17 protein-coding genes and 1 pseudogene are annotated in these 22,799 nt (G+C 73.0%); 5 read left to right on the forward strand and 13 right to left on the reverse strand.

What is annotated here, in order from left to right:
• Nucleotides 1-533 precede the first annotated feature (533 nt).
• Nucleotides 534-1,523 (forward strand): porphobilinogen synthase, encoded by a 990-nt coding sequence (hemB, locus tag IE313_RS13410; RefSeq protein WP_189931677.1) that lies wholly within the window; start codon nt 534-536, stop codon nt 1,521-1,523.
• A 127-nt stretch (nt 1,524-1,650) separates the two neighbouring features.
• On the opposite strand, the gene IE313_RS13415 is transcribed toward hemB, so the two are convergent.
• From IE313_RS13415 to IE313_RS36405, 3 genes and pseudogenes are all read right to left on the reverse strand, one after another.
• Nucleotides 1,651-2,577: an AEC family transporter gene (locus IE313_RS13415; RefSeq protein WP_189931679.1), complete on the reverse strand. Its 927-nt coding sequence runs from the start codon at nt 2,575-2,577 to the stop codon at nt 1,651-1,653.
• Nucleotides 2,574-3,485: a cation:dicarboxylate symporter family transporter gene (locus tag IE313_RS13420; RefSeq protein ID WP_506005230.1), complete on the reverse strand. Its 912-nt coding sequence runs from the start codon at nt 3,483-3,485 to the stop codon at nt 2,574-2,576. Before IE313_RS13420 ends, IE313_RS13415 begins: the two co-directional genes overlap by 4 nt.
• Nucleotides 3,486-3,578: 93 nt before the next feature.
• Nucleotides 3,579-4,268 (reverse strand): annotated as a pseudogene (locus IE313_RS36405) (enolase C-terminal domain-like protein); the annotation flags it as partial.
• A gap of 90 nt (nt 4,269-4,358) precedes the next feature.
• Here IE313_RS36405 and IE313_RS13430 point away from each other — a divergent pair.
• Complete coding sequence (locus IE313_RS13430) at nt 4,359-5,060, forward strand: GntR family transcriptional regulator (RefSeq protein ID WP_189931680.1); 702 nt, start codon at nt 4,359-4,361, stop codon at nt 5,058-5,060.
• Between the two features lie 233 nt (nt 5,061-5,293).
• Nucleotides 5,294-5,836: a hypothetical protein gene (locus IE313_RS13435; protein WP_229924619.1), complete on the forward strand. Its 543-nt coding sequence runs from the start codon at nt 5,294-5,296 to the stop codon at nt 5,834-5,836.
• A gap of 415 nt (nt 5,837-6,251) precedes the next feature.
• On the opposite strand, the gene IE313_RS13440 is transcribed toward IE313_RS13435, so the two are convergent.
• From IE313_RS13440 to argS, 7 genes are all read right to left on the reverse strand, one after another.
• On the reverse strand, nt 6,252-6,791 hold the full coding sequence (locus tag IE313_RS13440; RefSeq protein WP_229924620.1) for an aconitase X swivel domain-containing protein: 540 nt from the start codon (nt 6,789-6,791) through the stop codon (nt 6,252-6,254).
• On the reverse strand, nt 6,788-8,068 hold the full coding sequence (locus IE313_RS13445; RefSeq protein ID WP_189931682.1) for an aconitase X: 1,281 nt from the start codon (nt 8,066-8,068) through the stop codon (nt 6,788-6,790). The genes IE313_RS13440 and IE313_RS13445 overlap by 4 nt, the downstream gene beginning before the upstream one ends.
• Complete coding sequence (locus IE313_RS13450) at nt 8,065-9,432, reverse strand: MFS transporter (protein WP_189931684.1); 1,368 nt, start codon at nt 9,430-9,432, stop codon at nt 8,065-8,067. Before IE313_RS13450 ends, IE313_RS13445 begins: the two co-directional genes overlap by 4 nt.
• 180 nt (nt 9,433-9,612) lie before the next feature.
• On the reverse strand, nt 9,613-11,271 hold the full coding sequence (locus IE313_RS13455) for a dihydroxy-acid dehydratase (protein ID WP_189931685.1): 1,659 nt from the start codon (nt 11,269-11,271) through the stop codon (nt 9,613-9,615).
• A gap of 28 nt (nt 11,272-11,299) precedes the next feature.
• Nucleotides 11,300-12,601, reverse strand: a complete 1,302-nt coding sequence (locus IE313_RS13460) for an FAD-dependent oxidoreductase (RefSeq protein ID WP_189931687.1) — start codon at nt 12,599-12,601, stop codon at nt 11,300-11,302.
• A 140-nt stretch (nt 12,602-12,741) separates the two neighbouring features.
• Nucleotides 12,742-13,686, reverse strand: coding sequence for a LysR family transcriptional regulator (locus tag IE313_RS13465; RefSeq protein ID WP_189931689.1), 945 nt, complete (start codon nt 13,684-13,686; stop codon nt 12,742-12,744).
• 110 nt (nt 13,687-13,796) lie between these two features.
• Nucleotides 13,797-15,581, reverse strand: a complete 1,785-nt coding sequence (argS, locus tag IE313_RS13470) for an arginine--tRNA ligase (protein ID WP_189931691.1) — start codon at nt 15,579-15,581, stop codon at nt 13,797-13,799.
• 173 nt (nt 15,582-15,754) lie between these two features.
• Here argS and lysS point away from each other — a divergent pair, with 173 nt between their 5' ends.
• Entirely contained in the window at nt 15,755-17,515 is a 1,761-nt protein-coding gene (gene lysS, locus IE313_RS13475; protein ID WP_189931693.1) for a lysine--tRNA ligase, read from the forward strand.
• Between the two features lie 126 nt (nt 17,516-17,641).
• On the opposite strand, the gene IE313_RS13480 is transcribed toward lysS, so the two are convergent.
• From IE313_RS13480 to IE313_RS13490, 3 genes are all read right to left on the reverse strand, one after another.
• A complete protein-coding gene (locus IE313_RS13480; RefSeq protein WP_189931695.1) occupies nt 17,642-19,351 on the reverse strand; it encodes a DUF2637 domain-containing protein in 1,710 nt (569 codons plus the stop codon).
• A 133-nt stretch (nt 19,352-19,484) separates the two neighbouring features.
• Complete coding sequence (locus IE313_RS13485; RefSeq protein WP_189931697.1) at nt 19,485-20,336, reverse strand: DUF3558 domain-containing protein; 852 nt, start codon at nt 20,334-20,336, stop codon at nt 19,485-19,487.
• A gap of 177 nt (nt 20,337-20,513) precedes the next feature.
• Nucleotides 20,514-21,362 carry a DUF3558 domain-containing protein gene (locus tag IE313_RS13490; protein WP_308439171.1) on the reverse strand — a complete coding sequence of 283 codons (849 nt, stop codon included), beginning with the start codon at nt 21,360-21,362 and terminating at the stop codon, nt 20,514-20,516.
• Nucleotides 21,363-21,574: 212 nt separating this feature from the next.
• Here IE313_RS13490 and IE313_RS13495 point away from each other — a divergent pair, with 212 nt between their 5' ends.
• Nucleotides 21,575-22,768: an RtcB family protein gene (locus tag IE313_RS13495; protein ID WP_189931701.1), complete on the forward strand. Its 1,194-nt coding sequence runs from the start codon at nt 21,575-21,577 to the stop codon at nt 22,766-22,768.
• Nucleotides 22,769-22,799: the final 31 nt, after the last annotated feature.

Raw genomic sequence — 22,799 nt, forward strand, 5'->3', positions numbered from 1 at the left:
CCCTGTCGCCTATGCGTCTGTGCTGCCTGCGTGTGCGTCCTGTCGCCTATGCGTCTGCGCTGCTTGTGCCTGCGTTCTGTCGCCCATGCGTCCGGGTTGCCCGCGCGTGCGTCTCGTCGTCCACGCGTCCGGGTTGCCCGCGCCTCTGCTCCCGTCGCCCATGCGATCCCGCCGTCCGTGTGGGCTTCCCCTCCCTTGTCCTCCCTCCTCCCCTTCCCCCTTCCCCTTCCGCTTCCCGTATCCCTTTGCCTGCGCCGGCGGGGCCCTTCGGGACGACGGCCCACCCGGCACCTGCGGCGCCGCGCCGGACACACGCCCGCCGCGCGGGCCGGTGGGCCGGGGCCGGGGCGCTCTCGCGACTGCCGATCCGGTCCGTCCGCGGCACCCGACCCACAGGACGCGGCCCTGAGTCCGCGGCCTCGGACCGGGACCGCCCGGGCCGCCGGGGCCGCCCGGGGGACCGTTCAGCGGCCGTTCAGGGGCCGACACGGCGTCGGCAAAAGCAGGACCGCGCCGGGCGTAGCGTGGAGGGCATGACGACGTACGGATCCTTCCCCGCGGCGCGGCCCCGGCGGCTGCGCCGCTCCGCGGTGATGCGGCGGATGGTCGCGGAGACTCGCCTGCACCCCGCCGACCTCATCCTGCCCGCCTTCGTGAAAGAGGGCCTCACGGCTCCGGTGGAGATCGCCTCGATGCCGGGTGTGTACCAGCACACCCGGGACACCCTGCGCAAGGCCGCCGCCGAGGCCGTGGCGGCCGGGGTCTCCGGGATCATGCTGTACGGGGTGCCGGAGGAGGACAAGAAGGACGCCAACGGCTCCGCGGGCACCGATCCGGACGGCATCCTCCAGGTCGCCTTGCGCGACGTGCGCGCCGAGGTCGGCGACGACCTGATCGTGATGTCCGACCTGTGCCTCGACGAGTTCACCGACCACGGCCACTGCGGCGTCCTCGACGAGCACGGCCGGGTCGACAACGACGCCACCCTGGAGCGGTACGCCGAGATGGCGCGGGTCCAGGCGGACGCCGGCGCCCACGTGGTGGGTCCGAGCGGGATGATGGACGGGCAGATCGGCGTGATCCGCGCCGCGCTCGACCAGGCGGACCACGAGGACGTGGCGATCCTCGCGTACACCGCCAAGTACTCCTCGGCCTTCTACGGGCCGTTCCGCGAGGCCGTCGCCTCGTCGCTGAAGGGCGACCGCAAGACGTACCAGCAGGACCCGGCCAACGTCCGCGAGTCGCTGCGCGAGCTCGCCCTCGACCTGGAGGAGGGCGCCGACATGGTGATGGTGAAGCCCGCGGGCCCCTACCTGGACATCCTCGCCAGGGTCGCGGACAGCACGGACGTGCCCGTGGCCGCGTACCAGATCTCCGGCGAGTACGCGATGATCGAGGCGGCCGCGCAACGCGGCTGGATCGACCGGGACCGGGCGATCGCGGAGGCGCTGCTCGGCATCAAGCGGGCCGGCGCGAACATGATCCTGACGTACTGGGCGACGGAGGTCGCACGGCAGTTGTGAGCCCCCGGCGGCTCCCGAGGCGGATGTCGTCCGGCCGGCGCGAGCGGGCAGTGCGCCCGTCCCCGACGCGGCACCGTGTGGCCCCGGGGACGGGCGGACGGCACCGCGGCGGGGTGCCCGTCCGGGCTCACCCCAGCAGCGCGGCCACCGCGAACAGCACCGGTACGGACGCGATCGTGGAGACCAGGATCGACTCACGGGCGAGTTCCTCGGCGACCCGGTACCGGGTCGCGTAGGTGAAGAGGTTCTGCGCGGCGGGCAGCGCCGACGTCACCACCACGTCCAGCAGGGCGGGGCCGTGCAGGCCGAACGGCCCGGCTGCCAGGGCCCAGGCGACGAGCGGCTGGACGACGCACTTGAGCAGGGCGGAGAGCACGACCGGGTGCCGCTCCGGGCCGCGGACGGGCAGGGCGCTGCCGCGCAGCGAGATGCCGAAGGCGAGCAGCACGGCGGGCACGGACATGTTGCCGATCAGGGTCAGCGGGGCCAGCACCGGGCCGGGGACGGTCCAGCCGCAGGCGGCGACCGCCACTCCGGACAGCGAGCCCGCCGCCATGGGGTTGCGCAGCGGTGTGGTCAGCCGGCGCCACAGCGGCACGCTCCCGCCCGAGCCCGGCCGGGTGAGGTCGAGCACGGTCAGGGCGAGGGGTGTCATGACGATCTGCTGGAAGAGCAGCACGGGCGCGACCAGGGCCGCGTCGCCGAGGACGTAGACGGCGATCGGGACACCGAGGTTGCCGGCGTTGACGTAACTGGAGCACAGGGCGCCGATGGTGGTGCGGCCCGCGCCCCAGCCCCGTAGCGCGCCGACCGCGACGAAGGCCGCCGCGACGGCCGCGGTGCTCAGCGCGGTGACCAGGAGCCGTTCGGAGAGGATCACGGAGAGGTCGGCCCTGGCCAGTGTGGTGAACAGCAGGGCCGGGGTGGCGACGTGGAAGGCGAGCCGGGTGAGCACCTCCTTGCCGTCCCGGCCGAGGTGGGCGCGGCGGCCCAGCACGTAGCCGACGGCTATCACCGCGCCGATCGCGGCGAAGCCGGTGAGCACTCCCCTCATGGCGTTCCCCGCTTCCGTGGGCCGCCCCCGGCGGCCCGGGGACGGCAGGGCCCGCCCCTTCGGGCCGGTGGCGGTGCGCCGGTCGTGCCGGAGCCTCGCCGCGCGGCCGCCCGCGCCCCTGCGCCACGCACGCCGCGGCAGCGGGTCAGCCGGCCGCGCCCGTCCGCTCCGCCGGCCCGGGCCCCCGGGAGCCGGACCGCTCCGCCGGGTGCAGGATCGTGCGTGCGCGGTCCGCGTCGAAGTCGTGTTCCCACTTGCCGATCACGATCGTGGCGACGGCGTTGCCCAGGACGTTGATGAAGACGCGCCCCTCGTCGAGGATGCGGTCGATGCCGACGATCAGGGGCAGGGCGGCCAGCGGAATGTGGCCGACGGCGGTGATGGTGCTGGCCAGGACGAGGAACGCGCCCCCGGCGATGCCCGCCGTGCCCTTGCTGGTGAGCATCATGACACCGACCATGACGAGCTGCTGCTGCCAGGACAGGTCGATGCCGAGCGCCTGGGCCAGGAACAGCGACGCCATCGTCAGGTACACCGCGGAGCCGTCCAGGTTCAACGAGAAACCGGACGGGATCACGATCCCGACCACCGGGCGCCCCGCGCCGAGTGCCTCCAGCTTGCGGACCACTCCCGGCAGTACGGCCTCGCTGGAACAGGTGCTGAGCGCCACCAGCAGCTCCGCCTTGAGGTGGCGCATCAGGGCGAACAGGCCGAGCCCGCAGGCCCGCACGACCAGGCCGAGCACGACGACGACGTACGCAGACCGCGGTGAACAGGACGATCAGGTGGCCGAGCTGCTTCAGGCTCTCGGCGCCGTAGGTGGCCACGACGGTGGCCAGCGCGCCGAAGGTGCCGAACGGCGCGAGCCGCATCACCCAGCCGACGATCCGGAAGACGACGTCGGACAGTGCCCTGAGGCCGCCGGTCAGCGGCGCGGCCTGCTCGCCCGCCGTGTTCTCCTCGTACCAGAACAGGCCGTAGGGCTCGATGGCGCGCCCGTACTCCAGGGCGGTGGCCAGGTCGAAGCGGCCGTTGACGTCGACGGCCAGCCGGGAGCCGTCGCCGTCGAGCACGTCGAGGACGGCCTCGATGCGGCGCAGGTCCTCGGCCGGGTCCGCGCCGCCGATCTTCATCTTCACCACGCGGTAGCCGAGGTCCAGGAAGCCGCGCATCTCGTCCTTCAGGTCCCCCAGGGTCATGCCCGGCGCGTAGTAGCCGCCGGCGGCGTGGACGAAGACGGAGTCGTCGGGACGGCCGTCGCCGTGGCGGTCGGACAGGTACCGGTACAGCGGCTGCTCCGCGATCTTCGCGGCGAGGTCGAAGAGCGCCATGTCCACGACGCCGACGGCCACCGAGCGCTCGCCGTGCCCGCCGGGCTTCTCGTTGCGCGTCATCACCTCCCACGCCCGGGCGGGATCCAGCTCGCCCCGCTCGTCCAGGAGGTCCTCGGAGGGGGCGGCGAGCAGCCGGGGGATGATGCGCCGGCGCAGGATCTCGCCCGCGCCGTAGCGGCCGTTCGAGTCGAAGCCGTAGCCGACGACCGGCTTCCCGTCACGGATGACATCACTGACGACCGCCACGATCGAGCAGTCCATCGCGCTGAAGTCGATCCATGCGTGGCGGATCGACGAGCTGATCGGGACGGTGCCCTCGTGCACGGCGGTGATCTTCATGGTGTCCGGTTTTCTCATATCTTATAAGTTGCGACGGCTGCTAGAGTCGGGTGCCTGCTCGCGTGGTGTCAAGGCTGGTCGCGTGAGGGAAGGGAACACCGGGATCGCATGGCTGGGACGACGAACCTCTTCCTGAGCAAAAGTGACCTCGCCTATGCGGAGCTTCGCGGCCGGATCCTCTCCGGCGCCCTGGCGCCCGGCTCACGACTGGCCCAGTACGAGCTCGCCGAGTCCCTGAACATGAGCATCACCCCGCTGCGCGAGGCCGTCAGACGGCTCAGCAGCGAGGGCCTGGTCGACGTCGAGACGCACCGCGACGTACGGGTGGCGGCCATCAACTCCGCCGAGGCCCGTGAGCTCTTCGAGGTCCGCCTCTCGCTGGACCCCACCGCGGTGCAGCTCGCGGCCGCCCACAGGACGCCCCAGGACGTCACCGCCATCCGGACCGCCCTGGAGAACCTGCTGCCGGTCACCCGGCAGTGGGGCGAGGAGGCCCTCGCGGCGCACCGCGCCGTCCACCGCGCGCTCTACGCGGCCTCCCACAACGACGTCCTGATCCGCTTCCTGGACGACCTGTGGGACAAGTCCGACCGCTACCGCAGGCTCGGGCTCGAACTGCCCCCCGGTGACGACCCCCGCACCCGCGACCTCGGCGAACACCACCGGATCGCCACGCTCGTGATCGACGGCGACGGCGAGGAGGCGGCGCGCCTCATGCGCGACCACATCACCATGAGCCTGACGGCTTCGGCGATCAGTGCCCTGGAGGACCGCGAGGGGCGGGGGCGGGACCAGGGTTCCGACCGTTGAGACCGCGGACGGCAGCCCGGGGGACCGGTGCCGTCCGGTGGCTTGCGGCTTGCGGCTTGTCGCTTTCCGCGTGCTGCGTGCTGCGTGCTGCGTGCTGCGTGCGGCTCCCCCGTGCGGAGCGTGGGTGACCCCGGGCCCCGGGGGTACCCGCCCTGGACCACCGGTCGGGGCGGGCCGGCCGGACCTCCGGACCGGACCGGCCCTTTGGCACGGCAACGCAGGAGGGCAACGCGATGAACGACACCCGGGGCACCGGCAGGGTCCGCGTCCGCGGGCGGCAGTTTCCGCCCACCCCCTCGGACCTGCTCGGCATCTATCTGAACGACCACCTCGCCGGTGCCACCGCCGCCGTCGAACGCGCCGGGCACATCGTGCGGACGCAGCGCGGGTCGGCACTCGCCCGGACCCTGGAGCCGATCGGCACCGAGATCGCGGAGGACCGCAGGAGCCTCCTGGAGATCATGGGACGGCTCGACGTGCCGGTGCGCCGCTACAAGATCTGCGCGGGCATGGCCGGGGAGCGGCTCGGACGGCTGAAGAGCAACGGGCGCCTGGTGCGCCGTTCGCCGCTCAGCTCGATGCTGGAGCTGGAGGCCCTGCGGCTGGGGGTGGACGGCAAGGCCGCCATGTGGGAGACGCTGCGCCGGCTCCCCGACGGCACGGGGCGCCTCGACCACCGGCGCCTCGACGACCTGCTCGAACGGGCCCGGCGGCAGCGGAACACGCTGGAGGAGGAGCGCCGCCGGCAGGCCGGGACGGTCTTCCGGGAGGGCTGATGCCTTCCCGGCGGGTCGGTGCCATCGGGCGGGCTGACGCCTGCCGGGCGGACCGAGGGACGCCGGGGCAGGAGGGGCGCCGGGACAGGGAAGACCCCGGTCAGCGGGGGACTGGCCGGGGTCATCGTGCGCGGGCTGCGAAGGGCGGTCGCCTCGCGGCGAACGGCTCCGTGGGGCTTCAGCCGAACGATCTTCCCCACGGGCTTGAGGTGAGGCCCGGGGACACTGTCCCCTCCGCACCCGCACACACAAGAACCGTGTACCGCCCCGGAATGTTCCGCCCCGGTGGTGAACCGCGTCACCTGCCCGGGGGAGGCAGGATCGCGGTGCCGGGCGGACGGGGTGCGCCCACGCCCTTCGAAGACGCGGCGGCCCTCCTCGGCCGCGGCCCCGCCCGACCACCGCGTGGCGGCCCTCAGACCTTTGGGCCGGGGGCGGCGCCGCGCGGCGTGACCTCCACGGTCCCGGCGTCCGCGTCCAGGCGCAGCCAGTCGCCGGTGCGGATGGCGGCGACCGGGTCCCGGTCCAGGTCGGTGAGCGCCGGGACGCGGGTGACCACGGCACCGAGGGCGGACTTGGTGGTGTTGACCGTGAAGATCATGCCGAGCGGTGCGGTGCCCATCAGGCGGGTGGTCTGGAAGAAGCCGGACCACCCGGACGAGCCCTTCGCGCCGGGGAAGACCAGGATCTTTCCGGTGAAGCAGACGCCGAAGAGCTCGTGCCGGCGTTCGATGACCGTGCCCGCGGCCGGGTCGATGCCGCCCCAGCCCGAGATCGTCTCCTGCGAGACCAGCGCCTCGCCCTCCACCACTCCGCCGACGACCTTCCGGCCGTGCAGGACGAAGGGCTCCGGTGCGTCCGGTGTGTCTGGTGCGTCCGGGGTGTCCGGCGCGGACGGGGCCGAGCGGCCCAGCGGGCTCTGTTCGGCCGCCTTGCGCAAGGTGCGCTCGTTCACCGCAGCTCTCCTCCCCAGCGGCCCGTGACCGCCGCGTCGATGCAGTCCTCCAGCGTGCCGAACCAGGCCTCGATGCCGAGGATCGCCGGCAGGTAGTGCGCCTGTTTCGCCGAGTCGGTGGCGAAGACCCTGGTGCCGGGCGGCGCCGAGCGCGACATGGCCGGGCAGGAGTCGACCAGGACCCGGCCGCCCGCCGCCTCGATCACGGCCGTGTACCCGCTGCGGTCCGCCACGTCCTTCAGGGCCCGCGGAGCCATGATCCACAACTGGGTTCCGGAGTGCAGCCGGCGGCCCTCAAGGGCGCGGGCCGCGGCCCTGATCTGGTCCACGGACGCGTGCGGGCAGCCCAGCAGCACGAAGTCGACGTCCGTGCGGGTGCCCTGGTTGTTCAGCGTCTCGTACACCGCGCGCCGCTCGGCCGCGCCGTACACCAGCGGCTCGGGGACGCGGCGCCCGCCGAATGCCTCCTTCAGGCTCGGTGCCTCGGGGGTGACGCCCGGGATGTGGTACATCTCCACACCGCCGGACGACGCGCTCGCCGCGCCGAAGTGCTTGAGGTCGACCAGGTCGGGGCGGTCGAGGTCGCCCGTGACCACCGGGCGGCCCTCCTGGACCAGATCACCGGTGAAGTAGCCCAGCAGGCCCCAGTCGAGGAAGCTCGTGACCCGCTCCTCGACCCGGACGAGGTGCGTGCCGAAGCGGTTCTCCGGGCAGTGGTTGCCCCAGTACGGGATCTTCCCGGTGAGGCTCGCCGCGCCGGTGGACGCCCCGCCCTCGCAGTTGGTGCGGGCGCCGAGGACCGAGTTGCAGTACACGACCGCGGACGACTCCATCCAGGCGCAGTGCTCGCCGCGCACCGGCAGATTGCCCACCTGGTACGGAGTGCAGGTGGCGAGGATGTTGACGCCGCGCCGGCCGGCGAACGCCTCGGCCTGCGTCTGGAGCTCCACGAACTCGCGCGGGTACGGCGCGATGCCCACCGAGTCGGGCCCGAAGCCCTGCTGGAGCTGGCAGGTGGGCACCTTCATGTCGGGGATGTCCAGGGTCTCGTCGCTGTCCAGGCTGAGCACCGAGAACGCCCGGTTCCAGCCGCCCTCGGCCACCAGCCGCGCCTTGGCGGGCGAGGGCTGGGTCGTGGTGCCCGCGACGTTGCGGGTGTCGCAGAGGCGTTCGGCGTCGAGGGCCTCGCCGTAGCGGACCAGCAGGTCCATGGCCGCTGCGACCGCGGGCCCCTCGGCGCCGTCGAGCATCGCCTTCTCGTCGTCGGTGAGCCTCATCGTGCGCCCTCCGCCGTGACGGGCGCCGCCCCGGGCACGGCCTTCGCGCCCGCGGTGACCGCGGCGGCGTTGGTCTCGGGACCGCGCCGCACCGCGACGTGCATCAGCAGCCCGCCGAAGACGATCAGCACGATCGGCGTGTACGCGTACGGCATCAGCTTGCTGAGCCAGAGCAGTTCGAAGGTGTACAGGCCGGGCAGGATCAGTCCGAACATATAGCCGATGCCGTAGCCGCTGGCCCGTACGGAGGCCGGGAAGCGCTCGTTGAGGTAGGTGAGGATCACCCCGAGCGGCGCCGACGGGGTCACCTTCGCCACCAGGTACACCAGCACCACCAGCCAGGGCGGCATACCGGTGCGCGGTGCCAGCGCGAGCAGGGCGAACGCCGCGGCCACCACGAACGCCATGACCAGCGAGCAGGTCATCAGCAGCCGGCGGCGGCCGATCCGCTGCCCGAGCCTGGCCAGCACCAGGATGAGGGCGATGGTCAGCACGGAGGCGATCAGTTCGGCGGTGGTGCTCAGGTCTGCGCTGGAGCCGAGCACCTGCACCAGCAGGGTCGGCAGGAACGACACGGACATCTGCGCGGCGAACCAGTAGCCGCAGGTGAACAGGAACACGCTGCCGATCAGCGCCCGGTGGGTGGTGAACAGCTCGACGACGGGCTGCCGCCGCCCCTGGGAACGGCGTGCCTCGAAGACCGCCGCGTCCTCCTGCACGGCCCGGTAGTGCCACAGGTACACCAGGCCCATCACGAAGCCGAGCAGGAACGGCAGCCGCCAGCCCCAGGACAGGAAGCCGTCCTCGGGCACGACGTTCAGCATCACCAGCAGCAGGGCGTTGATCACCAGGAAGGAGGCGGGCGCGCCGGCGCCGATCAGGCCGCCCACCCAGCCGCGCCGCTCGGGCCGCGCCTGCTCCAGCGCGAGCGGCATCGGCGCGGCGTAGCCGCCGGCCAGGAAGACGCCGCTGATCAGCCGGAGCGTGGCGAAGACGGCGATGGCGCCGTAGCCCAGGGCGGCGTGGCCCGGCAGCAGGCCCATGAGCAGCGTGCAGATGGTGAAGCCCCAACCGCTGATCATCGTGGTCCGCTTGCGGCCGATCCGGTCCGAGACGTTGCCGAAGATCACGCTGCCGATGGGGCGGCCGAGCAGGCCCACGGTGAACATCAGCGTGGTCATGGTGGCCCGGGTGGCCGCGGGAGAGCCCTCCGGCATGAAATAGCCCATGGCGGCGGGCAGCACGAGTGCGGGCAGGTAGACGTCGAAGCTGTCGACGAACATGGAGAACGCGCCCGCCCGTGCGGAACGGCGCTCTTCGGCTGGGCCGACTACGGGGGACGGTGGGGCTTCGGACTGCGTCATTGCGGCTCCTGGCGTTGGGTTCGGGGGCGGCCCCGGGGTTCGAGCGCTGGGCGCTCCTCCTCCCGCCGTGACGGCGAGCGGCCCGATGGACCTGCCGGGCGGTACCGGACGGTGCGCGGCGGGACCGGTACCGCCGGTGTCGTGGGGCGTCACGCGGCCGGGCGCCGCGCGGGCGCCCGCTCAGGTGGTGCGCAGGGTGGCCCCCTCGGACAGGGGGCGGACGGTGCGTTCGTACACGGACAACCAGCCGCGCTCGTCGTGGTCCCGCCCCGCGGCCGCGTGCCGCCCGGCGAGTTCGGCAGGGGGCACCCGCAGCTCGCAGAGCCGGCCCGGCAGGTCCACGTGCACCGTGTCGCCGTCGCGCACCAGCGCCAGCGGACCGCCGTCCGCCGCCTCCGGGCGGGCCTCGCCGACCACGATCCCGCGGTTGACCAGGCCGGAGAGCTGACCGTCGGTGACCACGGCCACGCGGCCCGTCAGGCCCGCGCGGTCCAGCGCGAAGACGATCTGCGAGGCCATGCCCATCCCGGGCCGCCCGCGCGGCCCGAGCCCGCGGACCACCACCACGTCCCCCGCCGCGATGGCTCCCGAGGCGAGCGCCGCGAGCGCGTCCTCCTGGCCCTCGAAGCACCGCGCAGGCCCGGTGAAGGTCTCGGGCCGCTCCTCGTCGACGGAGAGCTTGACGATGCCGCCGAGCGGAGTGAGCGAGCCGCGCAGCACGAGGATCAGCGGATCCCGCGAGAAGGGCCGGTCGCCGGGCCGGATGACCTCCGCGTCGGCCACCACGGCGTCCGCGAGGTCCTGACCGAGCGTCCTGCCGGTGACGGTGCGCGCCTCCAGCTCCAGCAGGCCGGACAACTGCGCCAGCACGGCACGCGCGCCGCCCGCCGCGTCGAACTGCTCGATGGTGTGCGGGCCGTTGGGCCGTACCGCCGACAGCAGCGGCGTGCTCGCGCCCAGCTCGCCGTAGAGCGCCGTGACGTCGACGTCGACCTCGGCCTCGGCGGCCACCGCCTGGAGGTGCTTGATGGTGTTGATGGACGCGCCGACCGACAGCGCGACCCGGACGGCGTTGCGCACGGCGGCCGCGGTGAGCACCGTGCGGGGCCGCAGGTCCTCCTCGACCATGGCCACGATCCGCTCGGCGGCGCGGTCGGCGGCCCGCCACATCGCCGGGGAGTTCGCGGCGACCGGCGTACTGCCGGGCAGCGCCATGCCGAGCGCCTCGGCGACGATGTGCATCGAGTTCGCGGTGCCCATCCCGGCGCAGACCCCGGGGCCGCGCACCGCGTCCTCGCTCATCTCGGTCAGCTCGTCGGTGAGCGCCGGCCCCGGTGTGCCGCAGGCGTGCAGGAAGACGTCCTCGATGTCGCAGTGCTCGCCGCGGAAGAGGCCGCTCGGCTGGTAGCCGCACGCCAGCAGCAGTGTCGGGACGTCGAGCCGGCCGGCGGCCATGAGTTGCGCGGGCGCGGTCTTGTCGCAGCTCGCGAGGCAGATCATGCCGTCGAGCTGCGCGCCCTCCACGCCGACCTCGATGTCGTTCACGATCAGGTCGCGGGCGGAGAGTATGTAGCCGCCGCCGTGTCCCGCGGAGTGGATGAAGTCGCTGGGCGCGGTGGTGCGGATCTCGAACGGCAGCCCGCCGGCCGCCCTGATGCCCTCCTTGACCCGGGCCGCCACAGCGTCCAGGTGGCTGAAGCAGATCGCCAGGTCCGACGACGAGTTCACCACCGCGATCTTCGGCTTGCGCATGTCCTCGTCGGTGAGGCCCAGCGCACGCCACTGGGCGCGGCGGGTTGCCCAGCGGACGGTGCCGGGCTCGTAGTTGCTGCGGTACATGCGTCCTCCCGTGGACGTCGGCGGCGGGTCAGCCGTCGAGGTTGTGGGCCAGCCGGGCGGCCAGCTCGCCGTGGTCGACGTCGTGCACGCTGCCGCCGGCCCCCGCCTCGTCCGTCATCTGCAGGACGTGCGCGGCGGCGGCGCCCATCGCCCCGCAGGGCCCCATCACCCGGATGCTGGACAGCGCCGCCGCGTCCCCGTCCACGCACCGGCCCGCGACCAGCAGGTTGTGCACACCGGGCGGTGTCATCGAGCGCAGCGGCACATAGTGCAGGTGCTCGGGTCCGAAGGTCTCCCAGACGTAGCCCTGCGGGCTGTCGTGCAGTTCGATGGGCCAGGCGGTGCGGGCCACCGCGTCCGGGAAGCGGGTTCCGGAGCGCACCTCGTCGACGGTGAGCTGGTGCGCCCCCTTCACCCACCGCGTCTGCCGGCGTCCCGGGAACCCGTACGAGCGCACCCGGGCCTTGGCGAACGCCGCCGGGAACTCGGCGCGCAGGAACGCCACGACCCGGTCGGCCTGCACCTTGCCGTCGAGCTGGGCGCGTGCCGCGGCGACCGGCTCCAGGGGTGCCTCGATATGGGTCATGTTGAGGACGGCGGTGTCGCGGCCGGGGAAGAAGAACGCCAGGCCGTCGTGGCGCCGCAGCCCGTACTGCTCGGCCTTCTCGGCGACCCGGGCGGCCAGCTCGGCGGGCTCCGGGCGGCCGGTCTCGGCCAGGTGCTCGACGACCAACTGCTGCGAGCCGTAGATCTCCCGGTCGGGCAGCCGGCACTCCAGGCCCGCCTCCCAGGCCAGCGCCGCGTCCCCGCTGGCGTCGACGAAGCCCGCGGCACGCACGTCGAGGGTGCCGTAGCGGGTGGCGGCGCGCAGCGAGCGCAGCCGCTCGCCGTCCCGGACGACGCCGGTGAGCACGGCTCCGGTGACCGTCCGGATGCCGAGGTCGAGGACCGTGTCCTCCACCCAGCGGCCGAGCGCGACCTCGTCGTAGCCGACGGTCGTGGTGTGCGTGCGCTTGTAGAAGAGGTCGCCGCTGGCGCCGAGGTCGCGGAAGATGTCGTCGAAGATGCCGTGGGTGAGCTGGTGGTGTTCGGGTGCGTTTCCGAAGACTCCGCAGAAGAGGCCGATCAGGGAATTGACCATCTGGCCGCCGAGCACCGGAAGCGCGTCGACGAGCACCACACTTCTGCCGAGCCGTGCCGATTCGACAGCGGCGGAAAGGCCGGCGATTCCCGCACCGACCACGCAGACATCCGCTGTGAGTTCGTGGTCGGCGGCCCGTGCCGGCTTGGTGACGGTGCGCGTTTTGAGGTCCGTAAGTGCGTGGGGCATGCCGCACAACGTAAGGATCCGGACGGTTGCTGGGAACCCGGCGGAAGATAGACATTACGTCTCGTGGATCATCGACGTGGTTTATCTTCGCAGTTCAGGGCGGTGCGGAGAGAGCGCCTCGGAGACCTGGAGAGGGCGCCTCAGAGGTCTTCCGACACACTGGTCAACATCTGCCGCAGCCATTGGTGGGCTGGATCGCGGTCGTATTCGTCATGCCACCAGAGCCTTTCCGTAATCGGTTCCGGATCCTGCGGGCAGGGCAGGACGGCCAGTCCCATGGGACCGGCCACGAGGTCGGCGAGACGTTTTTGCAGCAGGGCCACACGGTCGGTGCCCACGACGAAATGCGGTACCGCCCGATAACTTTCCACCCGCACCCGGACGTCCGGCTGGATTCCGAAGAGCGTGAGCTGGCGGGTCGTCGGCGCGGCCGTCATGAAGCCGGGGTCCGGCTGGAAGGGCGCCACCCAGCTCAGGCGTGCCATGTCCTCCGGCGTGAGGTGGCCGCGCTCCGCACAGGGGTGCGCGGCGTCCAGCACGCACACCCAGCGGTCCGTGAACAGGTCCGCCGAGCGCAGCCCCGGCACCTCGAAGCGGCTCACGGGCGGCGCGATCATCCCGTCGATGAACCGGATGGTCTCCGCGGCGTCCGTGCTGAACGCCTCGCGGACCATGCGTATGTGCAGCTCGACCCGGGGCGCGTGCTCGGCGAGCGCCGCCGAGAGGCGGGCGCCCAGCACCTCCACCGTGTAGTCGGCCATCAGCAGCGTGAACTGCCGCCGCGAGCTGGCGGGGTCGAAGCTGCTGTCCGTCGTGAACAGCCGCTCCGCCGCCGCGCACACCGTCTCCACCTGGTCGGCGAGCTGGAGCGCGAGCGGCGTGAGGACGTATCCGTTCCTGTTGCGAACCAGCAGGTCGTCGCCGAAGTGCCGGCGCAGCCGGCCGAGCGCCGCGCTGGCCGCCGGCTGGGTCACCCCGATCCGGGCCGCCGCGCGCGTGACGTTCCGCTCCCGCAGCAGCTCCCGGAGGGCCACCAGCAGGTTCAGGTCCAGGTTCGCCAGATGGACGGAGGGGTGCCGCGTCACGAGCGGACTATAACCCTCCGCCCTCCGGGCACCGGTTCGACGGTGCGGGCCGACCGCGGTCCGTGGCCGACGAGGCACCGCCGGTCACGTGGTGGGCGGTGGGGAACCCGTCAGAGCCGGTCCGGGGTGCGGATCCCCAGCAGGGCCATGCCCTGGTGCAGCGTCCGGGCCGTCGTGTCGCACAGGAAGAGGCGGTTCTCGACCACCTCGGGCGGGTTCGCCTCGCTCAGCACCTGGCACTCCGCGTAGAACGTCGTGAACAGCGACGCGAGCTGGTACAGGTACGCGGCCAGCTTGTGCGGCGCGAACTCCGCCGCGGCCTCCGCGACCGTCTCCGCGAACCGGTCGACGTGCAGGCCCAGCGCCCGCTCCGGCGCGGCGAGCGCCAGCTCGGGGTGCGCGGCGCTCCTGGCGTCGCCGGACAGCCGCAGGATCGACCGGATCCGGGCGTACGCGTACTGGATGTAGACGGAGGTGTCGCCGTTCAGCGAGACCATCTGGTCGAGGTCGAACTTGTAGTCCCGGCCGGCGGACGTCGACAGGTCGGCGTACTTCACGGCGCCGACGCCGATGTGCGCGCCGTTGGTGACGATCTCGTCCTCGCTGAGCGCGACCTTCTCGTTGTTCTTCTCGCGGACGACCGCGGTGGCCCGCTCGATCGCCTCGTCCAGCAGGTCCTCCAGCCGGACCGTCTCGCCGGCCCGGGTCTTGAACGGCTTGCCGTCCTTGCCGAGCACGGTGCCGAAGGCGAGCTGCACGGCGCTGACGTCGTCGTTCAGCCAGCCGGCCCTGCGGGCGGTCTCGAAGACCATCCGGAAGTGCAGCGCCTGCCGGGCGTCGACCACGTACAGGAGGGTGTTCGCCTTGAGGGCGAAGACCCGGTCGCGGACGGCGGAGAGGTCCGTCGCCGCATAGCCGTAGCCGCCGTCGGACTTCTGGACGATCAGCGGGACCGGCTTGCCGTCCGGGCCCTTGATGTCGTCGAAGAACACGCACAGCGCGCCCTCGGAGCGGACCGCGACGCCCGACTCCTCCAGCAGCCGGCAGGTCTCGGCCAGCATGGAGTTGTACCCGGACTCGCCGACCACGTCGGCGTCGTGGATCTCCATGTCCAGCTTGTGGAAGACCGACTGGAAGTAGAGCTTCGACTCGTCGACGAACTTCTGCCACAGGGCCAGCGTCTCGGGGTCGCCCGCCTGGAGGTCGACCACCTTGCGCCGGGCCCGGACCTTGAACTCCTCGTCGGTGTCGAAGAGCCGCCGCGCCGCCTTGTAGAGCCTGTCCAGGTTGGACATGGCCTCTTCGCCGGTGGCGCCACCGGCCTCGGGGGCCTTGTGGTCCAGCTCGTGCGGGTGCTCGACGAGGTACTGGATGAGCATGCCGAACTGGGTGCCCCAGTCGCCGATGTGGTGGCGCCTGACGACCGTCTCGCCGGTGAACTCCAGCATCCGCACCACGGCGTCGCCGATCACCGCGGACCGCAGGTGGCCGACGTGCATCTCCTTGGCGACGTTCGGCTGGGCGTAGTCGATGACCGTGATGCCCGGGTGCTCGGCGAAGGGCACGCCGAGGCGTCCCTCCGGGTCGGCGGCACGCGCCGCGAGGTTCTCGGTGATCGCCCGGTCGGAGACGGTGATGTTCAGGAAGCCGGGCCCGGAGACTTCGACATCCGCCAGCAGGCCCGGGGCGTCGACCGCGGCAAGGACGCGCTCCGCCAGCTCTCTGGGCTGCGTCCCGGCCCGCTTCGCCAGCGCCAGGATGCCGTTGGCCTGGAAGTCGGCCCGGTCGCTTCGGCGCAGCAGCGGGTCGGCGGCGGCGGCCTCCGGCAGCGCGGCCGCGAGTGCGTCCGCGAGACGCTGGTGGACAGAGGCACTGAGCGAGGTGACCGAGGCCATGGAGAGGGTGCCGTTCTCCTAGACGATGCAAAAGGGACCTGAACGCCCTCAGTATCCCACGCCCTGACAAGCGGTTTTCGCGGTTGGGAAGCGAGCTGGGAGAATGGGGCGGTAAGGCCGGGGACCTCGCGCGCACGCGCGCGGCGCCGGGGGCGCAGGGAAGAAAGAAGGACGTGCCGATCGTGGCTCAGAGCACCGAGACCAGCGACTGGGTCTCCCGTTTCGCGGACGAGGTCACCGCCGAGTCGGAGCGCCGCGGCACGGGCAAACCCGTCGTCGTGGCGTCCGGGCTCTCGCCGTCGGGACCGATCCACCTCGGCAACCTCCGCGAGGTCATGACCCCGCACCTGGTCGCCGACGAGCTGCGCCGCCGCGGCCACGTCGTGCGGCACCTGATCTCCTGGGACGACTACGACCGGTTCCGCAAGGTCCCGGCCGGCGTCGGCGGGGTCGACGAGTCCTGGGCCGAGCACATCGGCAAGCCGCTGACGTCGGTGCCCGCGCCGAAGGGCTCCGAGCACCCGAACTGGGCGGAGCACTTCAAGTCCGCCATGGCCGCCTCGCTCGCCGACCTCGGCGTCGAGTACGAGGGCATCAGCCAGACCGCCCAGTACACCTCCGGCGCCTACCGCGAGCAGGTCCTGCACGCGGTGCGGCAGCGCGCCGAGATCGACGCGATCCTCGGCCAGTACCGCACCAGGAAGTCCGGCGGGGGCAAGCAGCAGAAGCAGCTCGACGAGGCCGAGCTGGCCGCCGCCGAGGGCTCCGGCGCCGCCGGCGAGGAGGACAGCAGCGGGGGATCCGTCGGCTACTTCCCGTACAAGCCGTACTGCGGCCACTGCGAGAAGGACCTCACCACGGTCACCGGCTACGACGACGACACCACGGAGATGACGTACGTCTGCGGGGCCTGCGGCCACACCGAGACCGTGCGGCTCGCCGAGTTCGACCGCGGCAAGCTGGTCTGGAAGGTCGACTGGCCGATGCGCTGGGCGTACGAGGGCGTGGTCTTCGAGCCGAGTGGTGTCGACCACAGCTCACCCGGCTCCTCCTTCCAGGTCGGCGGCCAGATCGTGAGCGCCGTCTTCGGCGGGCGGCAGCCCATCGGGCCGATGTACGCCTTCGTCGGCATCACCGGCATGGCGAAGATGTCGTCGAGCAAGGGCGGCGTGCCGACGCCCGCCGACGCGTTGCGGATCATGGAGCCGCAACTGCTCCGCTGGCTGTACGCGCGGCGCCGGCCCAACCAGTCCTTCAAGATCGCCTTCGACCAGGAGATCCAGCGGCTCTACGACGAGTGGGACCGGCTGGCCGCGAAGGTCGCCCAGAGCGCGGGCGCGGAGCCCGGCGACGCCCCCGCGGTACTGCCCGCCGACGCGGCCGCGTACGCCCGCGCCGTCGGCACGGCCGCCGGGGAGCTGCCGCGCACACCCCGCCCGCTGCCGTACCGCACGCTCGCCTCGGTGGCCGACATCACCGCGGGCCACCGAGACCAGGCGCTGCGCATCCTCAGCGACCTCGACCCGCAGCACCCGCTCACCTCGCTCGACGAGGCCCGGCCCCGGTTCGACAGGGCCGAGGCGTGGATCAACACCCACGTCCCCGCCGAGCAGCGCACCGTCGTGCGCGACGAGCCCGACACCGAACTGCTCGCCTCCCTCGGCGAGTCCGACCGCGCCTCGCTCGACCTGCTGGTGGAGGGCCTTGAGGCGCACTGGTCGCTGGACGGCCTGACGGGCCTCGTGTACGGCGTGCCGAAGACCATGGCCGGGCTCGCGCCCGACGCCCCGCCGACCCCGGAGCTGAAGGCCGCCCAGCGGGCGTTCTTCGCCCTGCTGTACCGGCTGCTGGTCGGCAGGGACACCGGGCCGCGGCTGCCCACCCTGCTGCTGGCGGTGGGCGCGGACCGGGTGCGCAAGCTGCTGGCGGCCTGACGGCATCCCGCCCCGGGCACCGGGACCCCCGGGCACCGGGACCCCCGGGCCCCGCGCAGCCCGGGGGCTGCGCGCCTTGCGCGGTACCCGGGCGGGGCGCTCCCGCGGGGGCGGCCCCCGCGGGCGCTATGCGATGTGCTCCGCGTCGGCGTCCAGGTTCTGCTGGTAGCGGTCCCTGAAGGTGCGCAGGTAGGGCCGCAGGGTGCTCTCCGTGAGCGGACCGCCGGACTGCCCCGCGATGCCGTACAGGTCCTGGAGGTAGAGGCCGAACTGCCGGGCGTTCGGGAAGTCCATGTGCTCCCTGACGTACCTCTGGAAGGCGTGGAAGTACGCCTCGTCCCTGGAGAGGCCGTCCGGGAGCAGGGCCGCGGCCGGCTCGTCCGCGGCCTGCTGCTCCGGCTCCTGCGGCTCCTGCGGCTGCTCGCCGCCCGGCTGCGCCAGCGGGTGCTGCTCGGCGCGCGGGGCCGGGATGGGGCTGCCGCCCAGCGCGCGGGTGCGGCCGGGGCCCGCGGGGACGCGGAAGGACTGGGCGTCGTCGCCCTGCTCGGCCCCGTCCGGGCCGGCGGCGCCGTCCGCGGCGGGCACGGCGCCCCGGGCCCCGGCGCCGTGCGGGGCGGGGGTGTCCGTCGGCGTGGCCTGACCGCCCCGCGGGCCCGGGCCCCGGCGCGGCCGCCCGTACTGCCCCTCGGCGTACCGCTGTTCGGCGTACCGCCCCTCGGCGTGCTGCTGCGGCGGCTGCTGCTGCGGGCCGGCCGCCTGCTCGTCACCGGCGTACTGCTCGGCGTACTGCTGTTCCGCGTACCACTGCTCGTACTGCTCGTCCGGGCCGTACGAGGGGTCGTAGCCGCCGTCGTAGGGCCGCTGGGGCTGGGCGGCGAACCAGGGGCTCTGCGGAGCGGGCGCCTCCTCGTCGGGCCCGGCGGGCGGTTGCGCCGGGAGCGCGGCGGGATGCCCCGCGGTGGTGGACTGGCCTGGCGCGGCGGCGAGGTGCACGGGCGCGGTGGCGGCCGGGTCCTCCTGCGGTGCGCGTGACCCGGCGGCGGGCGCCGGCTCCAGCTCCACGGGCGCCGGCGCGGTCGGCAGCAGGGCGGGTTCGATGCCCGCGGCGGCCAGACCGGCGGGAGCCGTGTCCTTGAGCGGGACGCCGTAGCGTGCCAGGCGCAAGGGCATCAGGGACTCCACGGGCGCCCTGCGGCGCCAGGCGCGGCCGAAGCGGGAGCGCAGCCGGGCCTGGTAGACCAGGCGTTCCTGCTCCAGCTTGATGGTCGCCTCGTAGGAGCGCAGCTCCCACAGCTTCATCCGGCGCCAGAGCAGGAAGGTCGGCACCGGTGAGAGCAGCCAGCGGGTCAGCCGGACGCCCTCCATGTGCTTGTCGGCCGTGATGTCGGCGATCCGGCCCACCGCGTGGCGGGCCGCCTCCACCGCGACCACGAACAGCACCGGGATCACGGCGTGCATGCCCACGCCCAGCGGGTCGGGCCAGGCCGCCGCGCCGTTGAAGGCGATGGTGGCCGCGGTCAGCAGCCAGGCCGTCTGGCGCAGCAGCGGGAAGGGGATCCGGATCCAGGTCAGCAGCAGGTCGAGGGCGAGCAGCACGCAGATGCCCGCGTCGATGCCGATGGGGAAGACCAGCGAGAACTGGCCGAACCCCTTCTTCAGCGCCAGGGCCCGCACGGCCGCGTACGACCCGGCGAAGCCGATGCCGGCGATGACGACGGCGCCGGTGACGACCAGCCCGATGAGTATCCGGTGCGTCCGTGTCAGCTCGAGTGGCGCGGCCACCGTTGCTCCCTCCCTGTCGCCCCGTGCGGGTTGCCGCGCAACAGCCTGGCACATGTGTGCGGGGCACGCCGGGTCGGCATACCGGGAGCACGGCCGCGGCGGTGGCCCTGCTCCCGATAAGTGCCGTGTTGTACGGGGGAGTTGCCGTACCGTCAGCCGGCCGCCCGGACGACGCCGGGCGTCCGCCTCAGTGCCGGACCTTCCCCGTCGAGGAGTGGTGCGACGAGGAGCCCGACGAGCTCGACGAGTCCGATGAGCCCGCGGACGGGTGCCCGGAGGAGTGGGACGTCCCCGACGGCGACGCTGACGCGGAGCTGTCGTTCGCGGCGGCGACCGCGGCCACCACCTCCTTCGCGGCGTCCTCGGCGTCCTTCAGCAGGGCGTCGGCGTCCGGGGTCTTCTCGCCCGCGAGCCCGGCGCCGTTGTAGTCGACGCTCACCACGACGTTCTCGGTGCGGACCACGACCGTCTGCTGCTTGAAGGAGCCCTCCTTCTTCTTCAGGTCGTAGCGCACGGCCGTCGCCGCGTCGCCGGTGCCCGCCACCGGCGCGGTGCGCACGGAGGTGGCGCCCTCGGCCGCCTTGGCGGCCGTGACCTGCTTGTCGTAGTACTGGTCCGCCAGCTTGTCGCCGCCGCCGCGGGCCGGGTCGGACGCGAAGCGCACCAGCGACACGTTCAGCCAGCGGAACTGCGAGCCCTTCACGCCGTTGTTGTCGAGGCTGTTCCAGGAGCAGGTGCCGCGCAGCGAGGTGTCCTCGGACTTGCCGACCGTGCCCGCCGTGTCCGCCTCGGGCACCAGGTCGCCGAGCGTCTTCTTGGACAGCGTCTTGCAGGCCGACGGCAGCGCCGCGTAGGCGGGCGGCGCGCTCGCCCCGCCGCCGGGGGCGGACGCGGAGGCGGACGGGGCCGAAGGACTGGCCCCGTCGCCGTCCGAACCGTCGTCGCCCGAGCCGGACGAGCATCCGGACGCGACGAGGATCACCGGGACGGCGGCCGCGCAGGCGAGTATGCGGGTGAGTCGCTGTGCTGGTCGGTGCATGGTTCCTTCACTCGTGACGCTCGTACGGTGGTGTCTCCCGTGGCTGCGGAGGGCGCCGCCACGGGACCCGGGCTCCTCGCGGGGCCCGGTCCGAGGGGCCACGGTACGCCGAAGCCGGCACCGGCGGCCGGGCTCCGCGCGGTCCGCGGCCCGCCGGCGAGACGGTGCGTACCGTCGTCACTCGCTGAGCTTGCCGGCCAGCTTGTGCGCCAGTTCCTGCACGGTGTCCTGCATTTCCTTGCTGTCCGGCACCAGCGCCGGGTTGCTCGGCTGCTCGTCGTACTCGACGGTGACGATCACGTTCGACGTGCGGAAGACCACAGTGACGGTGCGGTGCCGGGCGGCCGACGACGGGCTGGAGCAGGTGTCGTCGAGGAACGCGGCGTCGCCGAGGCCGCCCAGCGCACGGGAGGCGAGACCGCCCGCGCCGGACGTGCCGCCGGGGGCGCCCGCGCCCGCGCCGGAGCCGGGGACCGCGCAGGAGTCGCCCGCGGTGTCCGCGCCGCCCGCGTCGGTCGAGTCCGGGCTCATGCCCTCGCCGCTCGGCGTGCCCCCCTTCTGCGGCCCCTTGCCGGGATCGGCCGGCACCTGGAGGCCGGCGTCCGTCTCCTTGGAGACGAAGACCTGCTGCGCCTCGCTGTCGTCGCTGACCGTGGTGTCGTACGAGACCACCCGCTCGAAGTCGATGAACAGGTGGTCGGTGGCGGGCCCCGACTCGCCGGTCCAGCGGCAGCCGACGCGGCGGTCGGTGTCGTAGGTCAGCGTGGCGGTTCCCTCGTAGGCGTTCTCGCGCTGCCGCTCGTCGGTGATGGCCTTGATGCCGGGCAGCATCGCGTCCAGGGTGGAGTGCTCGACCTCGCCGCACGGCTCGGGCAGGGTGCGGTACTTGCCGGGGGGCGCGGGCGCCGCCGAGACGCCGGGCTCCTCGGGCTTGGCGTCGTCGGCCGTACCGGTGGACCCCGGGTCCCGGGTACAGCCGGCGAGCAGGGCCGCGAGGGCCGCGAGCAGGGCTGCGGTGCCTGTCACCAAAGCCTTCCGCTGCACGGTGCTGGCTCCTCTCGGCGGGGGGTTCGACGGGGAAATGCGGTTGCCGCGGGCGGGCGCCCACTGGACACAATGTCTACCGCACACCCACCCGTACCCGCCGGTCCAGGGGCCCTTTCGTGGCGCCGGGTCCGTTATTTGCGGTTGGCGCATTTCTTTGCGGTGTGGGGGAACCACGGGGGAATGGAGCAGGGATGTCGTACGTAGAGGTACCGGGTGAGAAGGTGCCCATCCGGATGTGGACGGATCCGGCCGCGGTCGAGGACGCCGCGCTCCAGCAGCTCCGCAACGTCTCGACGCTGCCCTGGATCGAGGGCCTCGCCGTGATGCCGGACGTGCACTACGGCAAGGGCGCCACGGTCGGCTCGGTGATCGCGATGCGCGACGCGGTCTGCCCGGCCGCGGTCGGGGTGGACATCGGCTGCGGCATGTCCGCGGTGCGCACCTCCCTCACGGCCGGCGACCTCCCCGGTGACCTCTCGCGGCTGCGCGCCAGGATCGAGCGTGCCGTCCCGGTCGGCCGCGGCATGCACGACACCCCCGTCGACCCGACCCGCCTCGGGGCCGTGCCCGGTGCCGGCTGGGCCGACTTCTGGGCGCGCTTCGGCTCGGTGGCCCAGGCGGTGCGGTACCGCGAGGAGCGGGCGGCCAGGCAGCTCGGCACGCTCGGCTCCGGCAACCACTTCATCGAGGTCTGCACGGACACCGCCGGCGCGGTCTGGCTGATGCTGCACTCCGGTTCCAGGAACATCGGCAAGGAGCTCGCCGAGCACCACATCGGCGTCGCCCAGCGGCTCTCGCACAACCAGCGCCTCGTCGACCGCGACCTCGCCGTCTTCCTCGCCGGTACCCCGCAGATGGCGGCCTACCGCAACGACCTCTTCTGGGCCCAGGAGTACGCCCGGCACAACCGCGCCATCATGATGGCCCTGCTCAAGGACGCGGTCCGGGCCGAGTTCAAAAAGGCCCGGGTGACCTTCGAGCCGGAGATCAGTTGCCACCACAACTACGTCTCGCAGGAGCGGTACGAGGACGTGGACCTGCTGGTCACCCGCAAGGGCGCGATCCGCGCCGGGGACGGCGACCTCGGCATCATCCCGGGCTCGATGGGCACCGGCTCGTACATCGTGCGCGGCCTCGGCAACGAGAAGTCGTTCAACTCCGCCTCGCACGGCGCGGGCCGCCGGATGAGCCGCAACGCCGCGAAGCGGCGCTTCACGGCCAGGGACCTCCAGGAGCAGACCCGCGGCGTCGAGTGCCGCAAGGACGCGGGCGTGGTGGACGAGATCCCGGGCGCGTACAAGCCGATCGAGCAGGTCATCGACCAGCAGCGGGACCTGGTCGAGGTGGTGGCGCGGCTGAAGCAGGTCGTGTGCGTCAAGGGCTGAACGCGCTGCGCCCTCGGCCGACCTGACCGCG

Origin of the sequence: Streptomyces sulfonofaciens, from assembly GCF_014656295.1 — a bacterium.
Lineage (GTDB): Bacteria > Actinomycetota > Actinomycetes > Streptomycetales > Streptomycetaceae > Streptomyces > Streptomyces sulfonofaciens.